At 70.4% G+C, this 18,975-nt stretch carries 13 protein-coding genes and 3 pseudogenes; 11 read left to right on the top strand and 5 right to left on the bottom strand.

The features are described from left to right. Positions 1-54: 54 nt before the first annotated feature. From GVO57_RS07855 to GVO57_RS07840, 4 genes and pseudogenes are all read left to right on the top strand, one after another. Positions 55-1,500, top strand: a complete 1,446-nt coding sequence (locus tag GVO57_RS07855; RefSeq protein WP_160592688.1) for a hypothetical protein — start codon at positions 55-57, stop codon at positions 1,498-1,500. Next, positions 1,500-2,647, top strand: a pseudogene (locus tag GVO57_RS07850) (alpha-hydroxy acid oxidase). The gene GVO57_RS07855 and the pseudogene GVO57_RS07850 overlap by 1 nt, the downstream one beginning before the upstream one ends. A gap of 148 nt (positions 2,648-2,795) precedes the next feature. Further along, positions 2,796-3,794, top strand: coding sequence for a tetratricopeptide repeat protein (locus GVO57_RS07845; protein ID WP_160592687.1), 999 nt, complete (start codon positions 2,796-2,798; stop codon positions 3,792-3,794). A gap of 67 nt (positions 3,795-3,861) precedes the next feature. Beyond that, complete coding sequence (locus GVO57_RS07840; RefSeq protein ID WP_160592686.1) at positions 3,862-4,458, top strand: MT-A70 family methyltransferase; 597 nt, start codon at positions 3,862-3,864, stop codon at positions 4,456-4,458. A gap of 9 nt (positions 4,459-4,467) precedes the next feature. Here GVO57_RS07840 and GVO57_RS07835 read toward each other — a convergent pair whose 3' ends face one another. Then, positions 4,468-4,641: a hypothetical protein gene (locus GVO57_RS07835; RefSeq protein WP_233281288.1), complete on the bottom strand. Its 174-nt coding sequence runs from the start codon at positions 4,639-4,641 to the stop codon at positions 4,468-4,470. A gap of 166 nt (positions 4,642-4,807) precedes the next feature. Here GVO57_RS07835 and GVO57_RS07830 point away from each other — a divergent pair, with 166 nt between their 5' ends. The 6 genes from GVO57_RS07830 to GVO57_RS07805 all read left to right on the top strand — a co-directional run bounded on the left by GVO57_RS07830 (position 4,808) and on the right by GVO57_RS07805 (position 11,429). After that, a complete protein-coding gene (locus GVO57_RS07830; RefSeq protein WP_160592684.1) occupies positions 4,808-5,020 on the top strand; it encodes a hypothetical protein in 213 nt (70 codons plus the stop codon). A 115-nt stretch (positions 5,021-5,135) separates the two neighbouring features. Beyond that, positions 5,136-6,086 (top strand): tRNA lysidine(34) synthetase TilS, encoded by a 951-nt coding sequence (gene tilS / locus GVO57_RS07825; RefSeq protein ID WP_160592683.1) that lies wholly within the window; start codon positions 5,136-5,138, stop codon positions 6,084-6,086. A 64-nt stretch (positions 6,087-6,150) separates the two neighbouring features. After that, the gene (gene ftsH / locus GVO57_RS07820; protein WP_160592682.1) at positions 6,151-8,100 is read left to right on the top strand and encodes an ATP-dependent zinc metalloprotease FtsH; all 1,950 of its coding nucleotides are present in this window, start codon (positions 6,151-6,153) and stop codon (positions 8,098-8,100) included. Positions 8,101-8,318: 218 nt separating this feature from the next. Then, positions 8,319-9,185 (top strand): NAD(P)-dependent oxidoreductase, encoded by an 867-nt coding sequence (locus GVO57_RS07815; RefSeq protein ID WP_160592681.1) that lies wholly within the window; start codon positions 8,319-8,321, stop codon positions 9,183-9,185. Next, positions 9,182-10,837, top strand: coding sequence for an amidohydrolase (locus GVO57_RS07810; protein ID WP_233281287.1), 1,656 nt, complete (start codon positions 9,182-9,184; stop codon positions 10,835-10,837). Before GVO57_RS07815 ends, GVO57_RS07810 begins: the two co-directional genes overlap by 4 nt. Then, positions 10,824-11,429, top strand: coding sequence for a hypothetical protein (locus GVO57_RS07805; protein ID WP_160592680.1), 606 nt, complete (start codon positions 10,824-10,826; stop codon positions 11,427-11,429). The genes GVO57_RS07810 and GVO57_RS07805 overlap by 14 nt, the downstream gene beginning before the upstream one ends. A 59-nt stretch (positions 11,430-11,488) precedes the next feature. Here the strand turns inward: GVO57_RS07805 and GVO57_RS15425 are convergent. Beyond that, positions 11,489-13,567, bottom strand: a pseudogene (locus GVO57_RS15425) (protein-disulfide reductase DsbD family protein). A 188-nt stretch (positions 13,568-13,755) separates the two neighbouring features. On the opposite strand from GVO57_RS15425, the pseudogene GVO57_RS07795 reads away from it, so the two are divergent. Next, positions 13,756-15,362 (top strand): annotated as a pseudogene (locus GVO57_RS07795) (alkaline phosphatase family protein). A gap of 440 nt (positions 15,363-15,802) precedes the next feature. On the opposite strand, the gene GVO57_RS07790 reads toward GVO57_RS07795, so the two are convergent. The 3 genes from GVO57_RS07790 to panB all read right to left on the bottom strand — a co-directional run bounded on the left by GVO57_RS07790 (position 15,803) and on the right by panB (position 18,909). Beyond that, a complete protein-coding gene (locus GVO57_RS07790) occupies positions 15,803-17,173 on the bottom strand; it encodes an outer membrane protein assembly factor BamB family protein (protein ID WP_160592679.1) in 1,371 nt (456 codons plus the stop codon). Positions 17,174-17,246: 73 nt separating this feature from the next. Then, positions 17,247-17,927 (bottom strand): tetratricopeptide repeat protein, encoded by a 681-nt coding sequence (locus GVO57_RS07785; protein ID WP_160592678.1) that lies wholly within the window; start codon positions 17,925-17,927, stop codon positions 17,247-17,249. Positions 17,928-18,051: 124 nt separating this feature from the next. Continuing rightward, the gene (gene panB / locus GVO57_RS07780; protein ID WP_160593896.1) at positions 18,052-18,909 is read right to left on the bottom strand and encodes a 3-methyl-2-oxobutanoate hydroxymethyltransferase; all 858 of its coding nucleotides are present in this window, start codon (positions 18,907-18,909) and stop codon (positions 18,052-18,054) included. Positions 18,910-18,975 lie beyond the last annotated feature (66 nt).

Genomic DNA, 18,975 nt, shown 5'->3' with positions numbered 1-18,975 from the left:
AAACCCGGCAAAAGCTTGGTTTGCGGGCGACGAAGCTGCGGTTTAGGGAGCGGCATGATTTCCGAACACGCCACGTCCTTTGCTGCGCTGGAGGCCGCCGGGCGCGCCGCCGCGATGCTGATGGCGACCGGGGGCGATGCGCGCATCACCCTGTCGCCGCCGGGCTTTACCAACCGCTATCATTCCGCGCCCTGGCCGCGGCCGGTGCTGGCCTATGCCTCGTCGACGGCAAACGACATTTCGCCCGCCGCCTTCGCCCATGTCGCCGCCCTGCCGGCCCGCCCCTACCCTGCGGTGCTGGATACGCTCAGGCAGCGGATCCGCGCCGCTTACGGGCTGAGCGATGACGTCGGCATCGTGTTTGCGGCATCCGGCACCGATCTGGAATATGTCGGCCTTGCCTGCGTGGCCGACCGGGCGGCGCACATCCACAATGTGCTGCTGGGCGCGGACGAGGTCGGCAGCGGCTGCATCCATTCCGCCCATGGCCGCTATTTCGCGGAGGAAACCCCGCTTGGCACCGCCACGGTTCCGGCAACCCCCGTGGGCGGGCTTGGCGACCGGATCAGCCTGACCGACATTCCGGTGCGCGACACGCTGGGCCATGCCTATACGAGTGCGGCGATCCGCGACCGCATCGACGCCGCGATCGAGGCGGAACCGGATGCCCATGCGCTGGTGCATGTCGTCCACGGCTCCAAGACCGGGCTGATCCTGCCTTTGCTCGACGATATCGACGATCTGCGCGCCCGGCATGGTGACCGCATGACCCTGGTCGTCGATGCCTGTCAGGCGCGGATCACCTCGCCGGCCATCGCCGCCTATCTGGCGCGCGACGCGATCCTGTTCATCACCGGATCCAAGTTCATGGGCGGCCCGCCGTTCAGCGGCATCGCGCTGGTGCCGCCGGCCATCGCCGCCCGTGCGCCATCGCTGCCGGCGGGGCTGGCGACGATCTTCCGCCGCGCCGAATGGCCGGCGGGCTGGCCGGGTGCCGACGCGCTGCCCGACAGCGGTAATGACGGGCTGGCGCTGCGCCTCGAGGCCTCGGTGTTCGAGCTTGAGCGGTTCCAGCGCCTGCCGCTGGCGCGGGTCGAGCGGGTGATCCTTGCGTTTCACGCGGCCGTTCGCGCGGCGATGGTCGACCGGCTGGGCGGGCGGCGCGTCGCCCCCTATCCGCCCGGCCACCGCGCCGAGGGTGATGCCCATCCGGTCGAGATGCGCACCCTGTCGACCATCGATCTGTCGCGCCGCGCCGGCCATCCCGATTTCGACGCGGCGGTCGCGCTCCACCGCGCGCTGGTCGGGCGCGGCATCCGGCTGGGCCAGCCGGTCAAATGCGTGCGACTGGAGGATGGCCGCTGGGGCGCGACGCTCCGGATCGGGCTGTCGATGCCGCAGGTCGTCGCGTTCGATGCGCTCGGTGACCAGGCGCTCGCCGCGCGGCTGGCCGCCGACATGGACAGGATCGCGGCGGCAATCGAGGAGCTGAGCGGCTGATGCGCCTTGCCGACTGCCACAATGTCGAGGATTTCCGGGCGCTGGCGCGCCGCCGCCTGCCGGCACCGGTGTTCCACTATATCGACGGCGCCGCCGATGACGAGCTGACCAAGGGGCGCAATACCGAGGCGTTTGCGGACTGCGACCTTGTGCCGAACGTGCTCGCCGGGGTCGAGACGGTCGATATGGGCGTGACGGTGATGGGCAAGCGGATCGACCTGCCGCTGTTCCTGTCGCCCACCGCGCTGCAGCGGCTGTTCCACTGGCAGGGCGAACGCGCGGTGGCGGCGGTCGCGTCGCGGTTCAACACCTGGTTCGGCATTTCCAGCCTCGCGACCGTCAGCATCGAGGAGATCGGCCGGCTGGTGCAAAGCCCCAAGCTGTTCCAGCTTTATGTCCACAAGGACCGGGGGCTCAACCGGTCGATGATCGCGCGCTGCCGCGAGGCGGGGTTCGATGCGATCGCGCTGACCGTCGACACCATCGTCGGCGGCAATCGCGAACGCTGCCTGCGCACCGGCTTCACCTCGCCGCCCCGGCTGACCGCGCGGTCGGCGCTCAGCTTTGCCGCGCATCCACGCTGGACGCTCGACTATCTGCTGCGCGAACCCTTTTCGCTGCCCAATCTTGCCACCCATGTGCGCGAGGGATCGACGGTCGCGCTGTCGGTCGCCGATTATTTCAACACCATGCTCGACCAGTCGATGGACTGGAAGGCGGCAGAGGCGATCCGCGCCGAATGGGGCGGCCCTTTCTGCCTGAAGGGCGTGATGTCGGTGGAGGATGCCCGCCGCGCGGTCGATATCGGGGCGACCGCGATCATGGTGTCCAACCATGGCGGCCGCCAGCTTGACGGCAGCCGCGCGCCCTTCGACCAGCTGGCCGAGATCCTCGACGCGGTCGGCGGGCAGATCGAGGTCATATTGGACGGCGGCGTGCGGCGCGGCAGCCATGTGCTGAAGGCGATGTCGGTCGGGGCCACCGCCTGTTCGGGGGACGGCTGTACCTTTATGCGCTGGCCGCCGCCGGCGAAGCGGGGGTCGCGCGCGCGCTCGGCACGCTGCGCGACGAGATCGAACGCGACATGAAGCTGATGGGCGTGCGCACGCTGAGCGCGCTTGGCCGGCACAATCTGCGCTGGCGCTGAGACCGGTCGATCCGGCGGCCCGTCGCGCCGGCGGCACCCTTTGCCCCCGCACCGCCCGGCGCTGCACGACAGGGGTTGAGCCGGGGCACGGGGCGGTTAGAGACGGAAAACATCCGTTTGTCCGATCCCGGCCCGTTCAGGAACCGCCATGCCCAAACCGTTTCTCGCCTTTCTGCTGCTGAGCGTTGCCCTGCCGGCTTCGGCGCAGGTCGCCGCCCCCGACCTGACCGGCCGGGTGACGAAGATCGAAAAGGAACTGCGCGCCGTGCAGCGCAAGGTGTTTCCGGGCGGCACCCCGGTCGAGCCGGAAATGACGGTCGCGCCGCAGACGGCCACGCCCGCAGGCACCCCGGCGACGCCGCCGCTTGCCGATCTGACCGCAAGGGTCGATGCGCTGGAGGCCGCGCTGCGCACGGTGACCGGGCAGAGCGAGCAGAACGCCTTCCGCCTCGGCCAGCTGGAAGAACGTCTGGCCCGCATCGAAGCCGCTGCCGCCGCCGCCCAGCCGGCCGCTGCCGAACCCGGCACCGCCCAGCCCGGCGCGTCTGCCCAGCCCGGCGACCCTGCCCAGCCCGGCACGGGTGCAGCGGACGCTGGCGGCGACATGGCCGCGCCCCGCGCGACCGCCCCGGCGGCGACCCGGCCGGCACCGGCAGCCCCCGCGCCCAGGCCGACGCCCGCTGCGGTCAGCCCCGCGCCGGCACGCACGGTGACCGCCGATACCGCGGCGACCACCGTGCTGCGGCCGCGCACCGGCGACGATGCCGAGGACAGCTACATCCATGGCTTCCGCCTGTGGCAGGCCAAGGACTATGCCGCTGCCGAGGCTGAACTGAAAAAGGTGGTCGAAAAGCACCCCGAGCACCGGCGCGCCTCCTATGCGCAGAACCTGCTCGGCCGGCTGTATATGGACGATGGCAAGATCGCGCTGGCGGCGGTCGCCTTCTACGAAAATTACCAGAAATTCCCGAACGGCGCGCGCGCGACCGAAAGCCTGTTGTCGCTCGGCGAGGCGCTGGTGCAGCTGAAAAAGCCCGCCGATGCCTGCAAGGTCTATCTGGAGCTGGACAGCGTCTATGGCCGCAGCCTGACTGCCGCGCAAAAGGCGCAGTTCGACAAGGGGCGCAAGGCCGCGCGCTGCCGCTGAGCGGTCGGGACGATCCGGGGGGATTGGCCGGGATGACGGGAACAGGCGCAAGCGCCGGGGACAGCCGATGACGCGGTGGCGCGACCTGCCCGACCGGCGTTACGATGTGATCCTCGCCGATCCGCCCTGGGCCTATTATGGCCAGCAGAACAAATGGGGCGCGGCGGCGAAGTTCTATGCGACCGCGCCTGACGAGGCGATCGTCCGCCTGCCCATCCCCGACCTGCTCACCGACCGCGGCGTGCTGTTCCTGTGGGCGACATCACCGCGCCTCGATGTCGCCATGGCGTGTCTTCAGGCTTGGCAGCTGCATTTCCGGGGCATCGCCTTTGTCTGGGTGAAGGCGCGCAAGGATGGCGGGCCGATCCGCGCCCAGGGCGTGCGCCCGTCGATCGTCAAGCCGACCGCGGAATATGTGATCGCGGCCAGCCGCGTCGCCAAGGGCCGGCCGATGAAGCTGGCCGACGAGGCGGTGTCGAACGTCATCCTCGCCCCGCGCCGCGCGCACAGCCAGAAGCCCGATGCCGTCGCCGAGGCGATCGAGCGGCTTTATCCCGAGGCAAGCCGGCTGGAGATGTTCGCCCGCACGCTCAGGCCCGGCTGGGACCTGTGGGGCGATGAAGTGGGCAAATTCGGCGCGGACGGCAGCCCCGCCGCCCCTTGACCCACACGCTCAGGCGCGGCGGCGGTCGACCAGCCAGAACAGGGTGGCGAGCACCGCCGCCAGCCCGGTTCCGGCAAGCAGGCCGATCACCGGCTGGCCGGCAAGACCAAGGGCAATCGCCCCGCCCAGAGGCAGGATCGCGAACAGGCAGCCGGCGGCGCGGGGGGATCTGGGTTCAGCCACGAACCGGCCCATGCCATGTCCCGTCACGATACGCCAGCCGGTCCATCTGTCCCCCGCTGGCACTTGGTCAACGCGCCATTGACCTCTGCAAACCGCCGCACAGGCGAAAATCCCGTTTCTGGCACGCGACTTGGATCAAGGGCGGCAAGACCAAGGGGAGATGTGCATGGAGCAGATGCTCTATGTGGCCGATCGGGCGACGCTGGCCGCCGCCACCGATCTTCTGGCACGGTTCGGCGACGATGCCGGATTCGAGGCCGCCGCGCGCGCGGATCGCAGCCGCGATCTGGGCAATGTGATCGATTTCTGCCGCTGGCGTCAGGTCGAGCGGCTGGTGCTGTTCCTCGCCGCCGCCGAGACGGCGGGGACCGTGCACTGAAGCCTTTGGGCGCCGGGTCGAATGACCCGCGCCCGGGCCGGATCGAGGGCCAGCGCCGGGTCGAAACCCCGGACCCGTTTCCCCCCGGCGACAAATCGCTTTAGACCGGGCGATCATGTGCCCCATCCTGTCCGCTGTCACCGGTGACGCCCGGATCGGCATCGCCGTATCCGGCGGGCCGGATTCGCTTGCCCTGCTGCTGCTGGCGGCTGCCGAGCGGCCGGGCCAGGTGCGCGCCGCAACCGTCGATCACGGCCTGCGCGCCGAAGCCGCAGCGGAGGCGGCGGCGGTCGGTGCGGTGTGCGCGCGGCTGGGCGTCGCGCATGATGTGCTTCAGGTCCGCGTCGCCGGATCGGTGCAGGCCGGGGCGCGCGACGCGCGTTACCAGGCCCTTGCCGGCTGGGCAGCCGATCACGGCCTCAGCCATGTCGCGACCGCCCATCATGCCGATGACCAGGCGGAAACGCTGGTGATGCGGCTGGCACGCGGCGCGGGGCTGGCGGGGCTGGCCGGCATCCGCCGCGAACGCCCGCTTGCCCCCGGAATCACGCTCATCCGCCCGGTGCTCGACTGGCGGCGGGCCGAGCTGCGCGCGGTCGTCGACGCCGCCGGGATCATGCCCGCCGCCGATCCGTCGAACGACGATCCGCGCTTCGACCGCACCCATGCCCGCCGGCTGATGGCGGCGGTGCCGTGGCTCGATCCGGCGCGACTGGCGCACAGCGCGGCGATTCTGGCCGAGGCGGAAGCCGCGCTCGACTGGGCGGCGGCGCGGCTGGCGGACGAACGCATCGCCGGCGACACGCTCGATCCGCGCGGCCTGCCGCCCGAGCTTGTCCGGCGGCTGGTTCTGCGCCTGCTGGCGGCATTTGGCATTGTGCCCGACGGGCCGCGCCTCGCCCGGCTGATCGCCCGGCTGGATGCGGGGCGGACCGCGACCATCGGCACGGTCAAGGCGCTGCCGGGCCCGGTGTGGCGGTTCATGCCCGCCCCGCCCCGCCGCCCCGGCGGGAAAGCCCCGCCGGACGGCCGGGCGACCGCCCCACCACCTGCCATTGTTACTTAACCCGTCTCATCCTATCTTGGTCACGAACCCCTTGGCGTCCGCGCCGCTGACGAGTCTCGCCCCGATGAACGACAAGAACCAACCCGACGGCACCAACCCCTGGATGAAGAGCCTGATGATCTGGCTCGGCGTCGTGCTTGCGCTGGTGCTGTTCGTGCAGCTGTTCGACAGCCGCACCCGCGTGGCGGGCGGCGAAGGCATCGCCTATTCGGAGTTTCTGCAACGCGTCGAGGACGGGTCGGTCAAGGAAGTCTCGATCGCCGACAACATCGTGTCGGGCACGCTGACCAATGACAGCGCGTTCCGCACCCAGGCGCCCGATGATCCCCGGCTGATCGACCGGCTGATCGCCAAGGGCGTGAAATTCTCCGCCAAGCCGCGCGAGGAGCCGAGCTTCTGGATGATCCTGATCTACCAGTCGCTGCCCTTCCTGCTGATCCTGGGCGTCGCCTTCTTCGTCATCCGCCAGATGCAGAAAAATGCCGGCTCGGGCGCGATGGGCTTTGGCAAGTCCAAGGCCAAGCTGCTGACCGAAAAGCATGGCCGTGTGACCTTCGACGATGTCGCCGGCATCGATGAAGCGCGCGAGGAGCTGCAGGAAATCGTCGACTTCCTGAAGGATCCGACCCGCTTTGCCCGGCTGGGCGGCAAGATCCCGAAGGGCGCGCTGCTCGTCGGCTCGCCCGGCACCGGCAAGACGCTGCTCGCCCGCGCGATTGCCGGCGAGGCGAATGTGCCCTTCTTCACCATTTCGGGTTCCGACTTTGTCGAAATGTTCGTCGGCGTCGGCGCGAGCCGCGTGCGCGACATGTTCGAACAGGCGAAGAAGAATGCGCCGTGCATCGTGTTCATCGACGAAATCGACGCCGTCGGCCGCCACCGCGGCGCGGGCCTCGGCAACGGCAATGACGAGCGCGAACAGACGCTCAACCAGCTGCTGGTCGAGATGGACGGCTTTGAGGCCAATGAAGGCATCATCATCATCGCCGCGACCAACCGGCCCGACGTGCTCGACCCGGCGCTGCTGCGCCCGGGCCGCTTCGACCGCCAGGTCGTCGTCCCGCGCCCCGATATCGAGGGCCGCGAGAAGATCCTGTCGGTGCACATGAAGAAGGTGCCGCTGGCCCCCGATGTCGACAGCCGCACCATCGCGCGCGGCACGCCGGGCTTTTCGGGTGCCGACCTCGCCAATCTCGTCAACGAGGCCGCGCTGCTCGCCGCGCGCAAGGGCAAGCGCCTGGTCGCGATGCGCGAGTTTGAAGAGGCCAAGGACAAGGTCATGATGGGCGCCGAGCGCAAGTCCATGGTGATGACCGAGGAGGAAAAGCGCGCCACCGCCTATCACGAGGCCGGCCACGCGCTCGTCTCGCTGCATGTTCCGGGCTGCGATCCGCTGCACAAGGTGACGATCATCCCGCGCGGCCGCGCGCTGGGCGTGACCTGGAACCTGCCCGAGCGCGACCGCTATTCGATGTCGATGAACCAGATGAAGGCGCGGCTTGCCCTGTGCTTTGGCGGGCGCATCGCCGAACAGCTGATCTATGGGGCCGACGCGCTCAACACCGGGGCGTCCAACGACATCCAGCAGGCGACAGACATGGCCCGTTCGATGGTCATGGAATATGGGATGAGCGAAAAGCTCGGCTGGCTGCGCTACCGCGACAATCAGGACGAGGTGTTCCTCGGCCATTCGGTCGCCCGGTCGCAGAATGTGTCGGAAGAAACCGCGCGGCTGATCGACCAGGAGGTCCGCCGCTTCATCGAGGAAGCCGAAGCACGCGCGCGCCAGGTGCTGACCGACAATCTCGACGAACTGCACAAGCTGGCCGAAGCGCTGCTCGAATATGAGACGCTGACCGGCGAAGAGGCGAAGCGCGCGATCAAGGGCGAGGATATCGGCCGTGGCGAGGGCGACCGCAGCCGCCCCGCCGCCCCGGCCGCCGGCAGCTCGATCCCGCGCACCCGGCCCAAAAAGCCCGGCCCGTTCGGCGATCCGGCCCCGCAAGGGGCCTGAGCCAGACCCAAAACATCCCGATCAGGGGCGCGGCTGCCGGAACCGGTGCCGCGCCCCTTTTTTGTGCCAGGCATCCATTCGCCGCCCGGTGCAGCCGCCCGGCCTGCTCCTCCCAAAGGCCGGGCGCATCGGACCAGCCGCTCGAGCTTTTTGTTTTTCCGGATTTTGCCGGCAGCCGGGTGTTTCCACCCGGCCTGAAAATGCTCTAGGCAGCGGGCATGGCGCGCATTGCATTTATCGGGCTGGGCGTGATGGGCGGGCCGATGGCCCGGCATCTGGCCGCAGCGGGGCATGAACTGGCCGTGTTCAACCGGTCGCCGGCCAAGGCGGAGGCCTGGGTCAGCGCCCATGGCGGCGTGCAGGCGGCAAGCCCGGCCGAAGCGGCCACGGATGCGGATGCCGTCATCACCTGTGTCGGCAATGACGATGATCTGGCCGATGTCACGCTGGGCCGCGACGGGGCGTTCCGCACGATGCGCGCGGGGGCGCTGTTCATCGACCATACGACCGTGTCCGCCCGCATCGCCCGGCAGCTGGCGGTCGAGGGGCGCGGGCGCGACCTGCTGTGCGTCGATGCGCCGGTCTCGGGCGGCCAGGCGGGGGCCGAGGGCGGCACGCTGTCGGTGATGTGCGGCGGGCGCGAGGATGCGGTGCGCGCGGCCGAACCGCTGATCGCCGCCTATGCGTCGCGCATCACCCATGTCGGGCCGGCAGGGGCCGGGCAGACCACCAAGATGGTCAACCAGATCGCGATTGCCGGCGTCGTCCAGGGGCTGAGCGAGGCGCTGCGCTTTGCCCAGCGCGCGGAACTCGACACCGACCGGGTGTTCGAGGCGATTTCGGGCGGCGCGGCGGCCAGCTGGCAGATGCTCAACCGCTGGCATTCCATGGCCGAGGACCGGTTCGATTTCGGCTTTGCGGTCGACTGGATGCGCAAGGATCTCGGCCTTGCCATCGAAGAGGCGCGCACCAACGGCGCGACCCTGCCGGTCGCAGCCCTGGTCGATCAATTCTATGCCGAAGTGCAGGCGCTGGGTGGCGGCCGCGAGGACACCAGCGCACTTGTCAGGAGACTGCCGCGATGATCACCCGCAGGATGCGCGTCGCAGGCGCCGCAGCCGCGCTGGCGCTTGCCCCGTTCGCCCTGGCCCCGATGCCGGCACTTGCCGACGGGCTGATCGACAATGTGAACGGCATGACCATCGGCCGGGACGGCCAGATCGAACGCTTTACCGGGCTGGTGATCGGCAAGGACGGCCGCGTCGTCAGCCTGCTCAAAGCGCGCGACAAGCGGCCCGAACGGCCCGATTTCCGCCATGACGGCCAGGGCCGCACGCTGATCCCCGGCCTGATCGACGCGCACGGCCATGTGATGGAACTGGGGTTCAAGGCGATCCAGCTCGACCTGACCGAGGCGCGCTCGCTCGACGAGGCAAAGGCGATGATCGCTGCCTATGCCGCCGCCAACAGCGACCGCGCCTGGATCATCGGCACCGGCTGGAACCAGGAAAAATGGGGGCTGGGCCGGTTCCCGACCAATGCAGATCTCGATCAGGCGGTGTCCGACCGGCCGGTCTGGCTGGTCAGGGTCGACGGCCATGCCGGCTGGGCGAACAGCGCGGCGATGAAGGCGGCGGGCGTCACCGCCGACACCAAGGCCCCGGCGGGCGGGCGGATCGAGGCGGGCGTGTTCGTCGATGCCGCGCGCGAGCTGATCGAACGCGCAATCCCCGCCCCCCTGCCCCGCGAACGCGATCTCGCTTTGTCCAAGGCGCAGGGGATCCTGATCGCCAATGGCGTGACCGCGGTTGCCGACATGGGCAGCACGACCGACGACTGGAACGTGTTCCGCCGCGCCGGCGATGCCGGCGTGCTCAAGGTGCGCATCATCAGCTATTCGGCGGGGATCGATCCGCTGCTGGCGGTGGCCGGGGCCGGGCCGACGCCCTGGCTCTATGATGACCGGCTGCGCATGGTCGGCATGAAGCTTTATGCCGATGGCGCGCTCGGCTCGCGCGGGGCGTGGCTCAAGGCGCCTTATGCCGATGATCATCACCAGACCGGGCTGGGGCTGCTCAGCGATGCCAAGCTGCGCAACCTGATGGTGCGCGCGGCGATGGACGGGTTCCAGGTCGCCACCCATGCGATCGGCGACCGCGCCAATGATCAGGTGCTGGGCGCGATCGAAGAACTGTCCGAAACCTTCAAGGGCGACCGGCGCTGGCGCATCGAACATGCCCAGATCGTCGATCCGGGCGATCTGCCGCGCTTTGCCCGGCACGGCATCATCGCGTCGATGCAGCCCGTCCACCAGACGTCCGACCGGCTGATGGCCGAAGCGCGGCTGGGCACGGCGCGGCTGCAAGGGGCCTATGCATGGGAATCGATGCGCCGTCAGGGCACGCCGATCGCCTTTGGCTCCGACATGCCGGTCGAACATCCCAACCCCTTTGCCGGGCTGGCGGCGGCGATCAGCCGCGAGGATGCGGACGGCGAACCGCTGGGCGGGTGGCAGCCGCAGGAACGCGTGTCGCGCGAAGCGGCGCTGGCCGGCTTTACCACCGGCGCGGCCTATGCGGGCTTTGCCGAGGACCGGATCGGGCGGCTGGCCCCCGGCTACCGCGCCGATTTCCTGATCCTCGACACCGATCCGCTGCAATCGACAATGGCCGAACTGCGCGCCACCCGCGTGCTCGAAACCTGGATCGGGGGAGAAAGGGTCCATGCCGTCAAATGATGGCGCCACAGCCTGGCGCACCGCCCTGCCGCTGACCGCGATCATCGCCGGGGTGATGGCGCTTGGCGGCTGCACCGACATCAAGCCGCAGGAACGCGAGCAGCGCGCGGGCGAGGTGCGGGTGAACGCCGACCCTGAACTGATCGAATCCGATGCGCCGGTCGCCACTGCCGGCCCGCCCCCGGCCTGGAGCGTGAACGGCGCCACGGCCTCGTTCGGTGCGGCGGGCGAGGCCCCGCTGCTGGCGCTCAGCTGCGACCGGGCGCGCGGCCAGATCATCGTCGAACGCGCGGGCGATGGCGATGTGCTGACACTGCGCGCCGGCGATGTGGAAAAGAACATGCCGGCCCGCCCGGCGGGAACCGCGCGGGTGCAGGCCAGGCTTGCCGCCGGCGATCCGCTGTTCGCCGCGATGGCAGCCCCGCAGGCGCAGATCCTGCTGATCGGCGGCGCGGGCGAACAGCTGACGCTGCCGGGCGGGGTTTCGGTCAGGCGGGTGCGCGAGGCGTGCCTTGGCCCCGAACCGGCGCCAGAGGCTGCCCCGCCGCCCCCGACCGAACCCGCCGTGCCAACCGGCTCGAAACCGCTCTAGTTTGTCGGTTTGCCGCGTCTTCCGAACCGTCAGGTGATCCCACCTGACTGGAAACCGCTCTAGCCCGCCAGCGCGGTCAGCATCGCCGGGGTCAGCAGCTGGGGCAGCTCCTCAGGCTCCGCCGCGCCGGGGCGGTAGAACAGGTAAAGCGGCACTCCCGAACGCCCGCGCCGGGCAAGAAAACGGCCGATCGCCGGATCGCCATTCGTCCAGTCGCCGACCAGCACCTCGATCCCGCCGCGCGCAAAGGCGCGGGCGGTGTCCGCGCGGTCGATCGCGGCGCGTTCATTGACCTTGCAGGTGATGCACCAGTCGGCGGTGAAATAGACGAACACCGGCCGGCCGCTCGCGCGGGCGCGGTCGAGCGCGGCTTCGCTGAACGGCCGGGCGGCGAGCGCGCCCCCGCCGGACGGCGCGGCAGCAGCCCCCGTCACCGGCCGGACCGCGACGGTCAGCGCCAGCGCGGCGAGCAGCACCGGCAGCGCCGGCCAGACGCGGCGGCCGCCCGCCTGGCGCATCCCAAGCCACCACAGGCCAAGGCCGAGCAGCAGCGCCGCCGCCAGCCCCAGCGCCATGCCGTCGCCCCCGCCTGCCGGCCAAGAATCCAGGCAAGGCCGAGTGCGGTTGCAAACATCGGCACGGCCAGAATGCGGCGCAGCGTCGTCATCCACGCGCCCGGACGCGGCAGGCGGCGGCGCAGCGCGGGAACAAAGCCGATGGCGAGAAACGGCAGCGCCAGCCCCAGCCCCAGCCCGGCAAAGATCGCCAGCGCCGCCATCACCGGCAGGACGAGCGCCGCGCCGAGCGCGGCGGCCATGAACGGGCCGGTGCAGGGCGTGGCGACAAAGGCGGCGAGCGCCCCGGTCCAGAATGCGCCTGCAGCCCCGCCGCGGTGCGCCAGCGCATCGCCCGCGCCGATGCTCGCCAGTTCGAACAGCCCGGCGAGATTGAGCGCGATGGCGACGACCAGCAGCAGCAGCAGCGCGATCACGCGCGGGTCCTGCAGCTGAAACGCCCAGCCGACCGACGCCCCGCCCGCGCGCAGGGCAAGCAGCAGCCCGCCCAGCGCCACACAGGTCAGGATCACCCCCGCCGCATAGGCCAGCGCCTCGCGCCGGGCGACGGCTTCGTCGATCCCGCCGCGCGCGAGGCCGAGCGCCTTGAGGCTCAGGATCGGGAACACGCAGGGCATGATGTTGAGGATCAGCCCGCCAAGAATGGCGGCCCCGAGCGCCGCCAGCAGGCCGAGCGCGCCGCCGCCAAAGCCAGCGCCCCCCGCGCCCGCACCATCGGCGGCGTCCCCGGTCGCAACCGGCGTGCCGGGCGGCGGCACCGCCCCCGCCACCGCCGCGAACGCCAGTGCGGTGCGATCATCGACGCGCAGCACCCCGGCAAGCGGCTGCGCCCCCGGCGCGGAGGCCGGCAGTTCGACGATCAGCGTGTCGCCGGTGCGGCTGAAGGATTGCGGCCCGGCATGGTCGATCAGCCGTTCGGTCAGCGGAAACACATAGGGTTTGTCGAGCGCAATCCCCGCCGGCAGCGGCACGGCCAGCCGGATCATCTTGCCCGCCCGCGCCGCCTGCACCGGCGCGCCGAGCGGCCGGGGCAGCGCCCGCCGCCAGCCATCGAACCGCGCCGTCTGCGCCGGATCGGCTGCCCCCGTTCCGACCGTCAAGCCAAGATTGACGCGCCCGCGTTCGGGCACGCAGACCTGATCGGTGCAGGCCAGCCAGTCGAGCTCGGCGGCGATCTGCAGCCGGTCGCCGGGCCGCGCGCCCGCTGGGACGGTGAAGGGCAGGATCAGCGCATAATCCCGCGCGAACACATAGTTCATCAGCCCGGCGATCAGCAGCTTTTCGGGCACCGGATAGGCAAAGGCCCCACCCGTGCGCCCGCCGGCAGCGTCCAGCGCACAGCGAGCGGCACCCCGGCATCGCCGGGATTGGCCCAATAGCCGTGCCAGCCCGTATCGGGCTGCATCAACAGCGCCAGATCGATGGTCTGGCCCGGCGCGGGCGCGGCGACTTCGGCGACCAGGGTCGGACGGATATGCGCGGTCGCACCAGCCGGCCCCGCCGGCCCTGCGCGCGGGCCGGGGCGATGGCCAGCAGCAGCGCCAGCGCCGTCAGGAGCGTCATCACCGCGCCATGAAAAACGGCATAAGGCAGACCGCCACCGGCGCGGCGGACGGGGGAGCTTGTCGGTTCAGCGGCCATGCGCCATCCCCTATCCGCACCCGGCCCATGGCCCAAGGAGATTCTGTTCCGTGATCCGCACCCTCGTTCTGCTGCCCGCGCTGTTGCTGGCAGGCGCATCGGCCCAGGCGCTGGCCCAAACGCCTGCCCCGCCGCCTGCCCCGCCCTCCGCTCCCGCGCAGCCGGCCGCCCCCGCATTGGTCGTCACCATCGCCGTCGACCAGTTTTCCGCCGACCTTTTCGCGGAATATCGCCAATATTTCAGTGGCGGGCTGAAGCGGCTGTCGCAGGGCGTGGTCTTTCCCTCCGGCTATCAGTCGCACGCCGCGACCGAGACCTGCCCCGGCCATTCGACGATCCTGACCGGCGCCCGCCCGGCGCGCAGCGGCATCATCGCCAATGACTGGCTGGATCAGTCGGTCGCGCGCGCGGACAAGACCGTCTATTGCGCGGAGGACGAGAGCGTCGCCGGCAGCAGCTCGTCAAACTACACGGTCTCGCCCGTGCATCTGAAGGTGCCCACGCTGGGCGACCGGATGAAGGCGGCCAATCCGGCCAGCCGGGTGGTGTCGGTGTCGACCAAGGACCGCGCGGCGGTGATGCTGGGCGGCCACCGCGCCGACCAGATGTGGTGGTGGAACGGCCGCGACTATGTCGGCCCCGCCGGCCAGACCGCTGATCCGGCGGTCGCCGCCGTGCGCGCGCGCGTCGCCGCCCGGCTGGCCGCGCCGCAGCCGGCGATGGACCTGATCGCCCCGTGCGACACCCGCGCCCGCGCCGTCCCGATCGGCGGCGGCAAGACGGTCGGCGACGGCCGCTTCGCCCGCGCCGCCGGTGATACCCGCGCCTTCCGCGCATCGCCCGAAAGCGATGTGGCGACGGTCGATCTGGCGCTCGCCCTGTTCGATTCGCTGAAGCTGGGGCGCGGCAGCGCGCCCGATCTGCTGGCGCTCAGCGCCTCGGCCCCGACTATGTCGGCCACACCTATGGCACATCGGGCAGCGAACAATGCCTGACGCTGATGGCGCTCGACCGCGAGCTGGGCCGACTGTTCGCCGCGCTCGACGCCAGCGGCGTGCGCTATGTCGCGGTGCTGACCGCCGATCATGGCGGGCATGACCTGCCGGAACGCAATGTCCGCCACGCCGCGCCCGATGCCCGGCGTGTCGATCAGCGTTTCGATCCCCAGGCGATCGACGCCATGATCCGCCAGGAGCTGAAGCTTGCCGGCCCGGCGCTGATCGCGAATGGCGGCGATCTCTATGTCCACCGCGACGTGCCGGCGCGCCGCCGTGCCGCCGTCATCCGCCGCGCGGCCGAGCTGGTGCGGCGAAGCCCGCTGGTCGAGGCGGTGTTCACCGGCACCGAGCTGGCCGCGATGCCGCAGCCCGATGGCCCGCCCGAGACCTGGTCGCTCGCCGCACGGGCGCGCGCATCCTATTTTCCCGGCCGGTCGGGCGATCTGATCGTGGCGCTCAAGCCGCGCGTCACGCCGATCGCCGATCCGCGCGGCGGCTATGTCGCCACCCATGGCAGCTTCTGGGATTATGACCGGCGCGTGCCGATCCTGTTCTGGTGGCCGGGGGTGACGCCGTTCGAACAGCCGCTCGGCGTCGAGACGGTGGACATCCTGCCGACGCTCGCCGCGCTGCTGCGCCTGCCGGTCGCCCGCGCCGAGATTGACGGCCGCTGCCTTGACCTCGATGCGGGCGACGCCGACAGCTGCGCCGTCAACTGAACCACCACCATGGCCGGGCATGGTGCCCGGCCATGGTCCCTTGCCGACGGAGCCTGTGATGTCCCGACTGCCTGCCGCGCTGTGCGCTGCCCCCGCCCTGCTGGCGCTTGCCGCCTGTTCAGGCAACACCGGCAATGACATGGCCGCGGCGAACGGCTCGGCCGCGACCATGGCGACCGCCAATGCTGCGGTCGACACCGTCGATGCAGCCTTGCGCGCTGCCGAGACGCAGATGGATGCGGATCTGGTCGTAGATCAGGCAGCCGGAACCCCCGCCGCCGCCGGTTCGGCGGCCGTCAACACGACCGGGACGCAGGCGCCCCCGCCGACGCCGCCGATGCCGGCAGCCCTGCCCCGGCAGAGCCGGTCGCGCCGGCGACCGAACCCGGCGGGAATGACAGCGGCCCGGCCTGAACCGGGTCCTTGCGCGCCACGGCTGGTCAGCGCCAGGCGGTCAGGCGCCCCTTGTCGTCGACCAGGAACAGCATGTTGTTGGCAACCACCGGGGCCAGCGAAAAGCCCTTGCCGGCCTTTTTGATGACCGACTGGATCTGGCCGTTCGTCGGGTCGACCGAAATGATCTGCCCCAGGCTGTTGGTCAGCACCAGCCGCCCGCCGGCGAGCACCGGGCCTTTCCAGCCAATCGCCCCGGTCTTTTTCTTTTCCTTGCGATAGCGGCTGAGCTGCGTCGCCCAGCGCACCCGGCCGTTCGACCGCGCGACCGCGAGCAGCCGGGCATCCTCGGTCACGACGAACGCCCATTCGCCCGCCACCCAGGGCATCGAAATGCCGGCGGCGTTGATTTCCCACAGCCGCTGGCCGGTGAACAGGTCGAGCGACACCATGCGCCCGCCCGCGCCAATGGCGATCACCCGGCCCTGATCGACGACCGGCGGGGCGTCGATGTCCGACAGCGTGGCGACCGAGGTCGAGATGCTGGTACGCGACAGCGCATCCTGCCACAGCGGCCGGCCATTTTCGTAGCGAAAGGCATCGAGCTCGCCCGACGAGAAGCCGGCCACCACCGTGCCCTGCCCCGCCGCGGGTGCGGCGACGCCGAACACGCCCGACACCTCCAGCGTCGCGCTGTCCGTCCATTCGACATTGCCGTCGCTCTGGCGCAGCGCGAACAGCTGATTGTCCTGGCTGACGACGAACAGATTGCCGGCAAACAGCGTCGGCGCACCGCGCAGCGGCCCGCCCGGGCGCTTTTTCCAGATGATGCTGCCATCGGCGGCGCTCAACGCGACGACATCGCCCAGCCCGTTGGTCGCATAGACGCGGTCGCCCTCGGCACTCACCCCGCCGCCGAACAGCGCGCCGCTGACCCCGGTGGCCTCGCCGCTCCAGAAGCTGACGCCCCCCTTCGAGTCCTTTTCATCGCCAACGAACACCGTCCACAGCTTGGCCCCGGTGTCGGCGTTGAACGCATGCAGCCGGGCCATCGCATCGACGATGAACAGCCGGCCGCCGGACACCACCGGCGCCGCCGCCAGCCGCGACCTTTTCTTGTAGCCCGCATTGACGCGCGCATCCCACACCTGCTTGGGTTCAGCCCCCAGGCCCAGATGCCCCATCGACTTGGCGGCATTGCCGCCGGCCTGCGTCCAGCTGTCATTGACGATCTGCACCGGCAGCAGCACGTCGACCGCCGCCAGGCCGGGATCGACATCGGCATTGGTTTCGGAAACCAGGATCGGCACCCGGTTGCCGATCACCGGCGTCTTGGGCTTGGCCTGCTTGAACGTGCCGCACCCGGCCAGCGCGACTGCAAGAGCAAGGATCAGGGGGCGGGAATAAGGGCGGATCATCGCGGAGGCACTCGGCTGGAACGGAGACGAAAGGGCGGAGGGATCAGAACAACGACGCGCGGGCGCGGATCGTTCAGCGCCCCTGATTGTCGACGCCCAGCAGGGCGGCGATCTGGACGGCGCGGGTGCGGATCGTCTCGGGCACCGACGGATCGGCGGCGATGGCGGCAAAGATCGGCCCGGCAGCCTCAGGCCGTCCGGCCTTCAGATGCGCGGCGGCAACCATTTCGCCCGCGCTGCCGAACCAGGCGCTGCCCTTCTGCGCCAGCGGCTGCAGCCGGGTGATCACCGTCTGCGGCGGCAGCTGATCGAACTCGACCGCCGTCTGGCGGATGAGCGCGAGGTCGCGCAGCGGCTGCGGCAGGCCGGCATCGCCCGCCACTTCGGCAAAGCGGGCGGCGGCGGTGCGCGCATCATCGGCCTGGGCCGCGACACCGCCCAGCGCCAGGCGCGCAGCGGCGCGGTAACCGGCGCGGTCGGAGCGGGTCAGTTCCTCAAGCGCGGGCTTGGCATCGGTGAACCGGTTGGCCGACAGCTTGTCGACCGCAGCCTGCAGCTTTTCGCCGGTCAGCCCGGCCTGCTGGTCCTGATGGTGACGCCAGTAAAGAAAGCCGGCAAACACGGCGAGCCCGACCAGAATGACGACGAGCACCGTGCGCCCATAGCGTGCCCAGAAACCGAAAATCTGGTCGCGGCGCAGCTCCTCGTCGACCTCGCGGATGAATGCGTCGCTATTCTGCGGCGGAAGGGCCAAGCCAGTTCTCCGTCGGTTGGGAAATCAGCCGCCGTCTTAGCCGCGCCGGCCGCGCGGGGAAAGAGGCTGGGAGAAAGGGTCTGGGAGAAAGGGGCCAGAGGAACGGGACCGTCCCCCTGCCCCGTCATTTGGGGGCATAGATCTCCGCATCGCCCGGAAAGCTGCGCGCGCGCACATCGCGGGCATATTCGGCGGCGGCACCGTCGATCAGCGCCGCCATGTCGGCATAGCGGCGCACGAAGCGCGGCGTGCGCTCGAACAGGCCGAGCATGTCCTCGGCAACCAGCACCTGCCCGTCACAGGCGGCCGACGCGCCGATCCCGATCGTCGGACAGGCGATCGCCTGCGTCACGGCAACGCCGATCGGTTCGACCACGCCCTCGACCACGACGGCAAAGGCCCCGGCATCGGCAATGGCGCGGGCATCGGCGACAACGCGCTGCGCGGTCGCTTCGTCCCGCCCCTGCACGCGGTGGCCGCCCAGCATGTTCACCGCCTGCGGCGTCAGCCCGACATGGCCCATCACCGGAATGCCGCGCCGGACGAGAAAGCCGACCGTTTCCGCCATCGCCTCCCCGCCCTCGAGCTTGACGGCGGCGGCACCGCTTTCCTTCAGGATCCGCGCGGCGCTGGCAAATGCCTGTTCGGGCGAGGTTTCATAGCTGCCAAACGGCATGTCGACGACGACCATCGCATGATAGCTGCCGCGCACCACGGCGGCCCCGTGCGCGCACATCATGTCAAGGCTGACCGGAAGGGTCGATGGCAGGCCGTAGACGACCTGGCCCAGGCTGTCGCCGACCAGCAGCATGTCGCAATGCGGATCGAGCAGCTGCGCCATGCGCACCGTATAGGCGGTGAGCATCACCAGCGGCTCGCCCCCTTTGCGCGCGCGGATGGCAGGCGCGGTCAGCCGCTTCATCGGCTGCGGGGTCGGGTTGGCGCGGCTGGTCGCGGTATCGAGGGTGTAGGTGGTCGACATGCCGCGCATTTAGGCGGGCAAGGCATGGCCCGTCCATCGGCGATTGGCGTCAATCAGGGGTTGACG

Origin of the sequence: Sphingomonas changnyeongensis, from assembly GCF_009913435.1 — a bacterium.
Classification (GTDB): domain Bacteria; phylum Pseudomonadota; class Alphaproteobacteria; order Sphingomonadales; family Sphingomonadaceae; genus Sphingomonas_B; species Sphingomonas_B changnyeongensis.
This window is presented reverse-complemented; position numbering and strand designations above follow the sequence as displayed.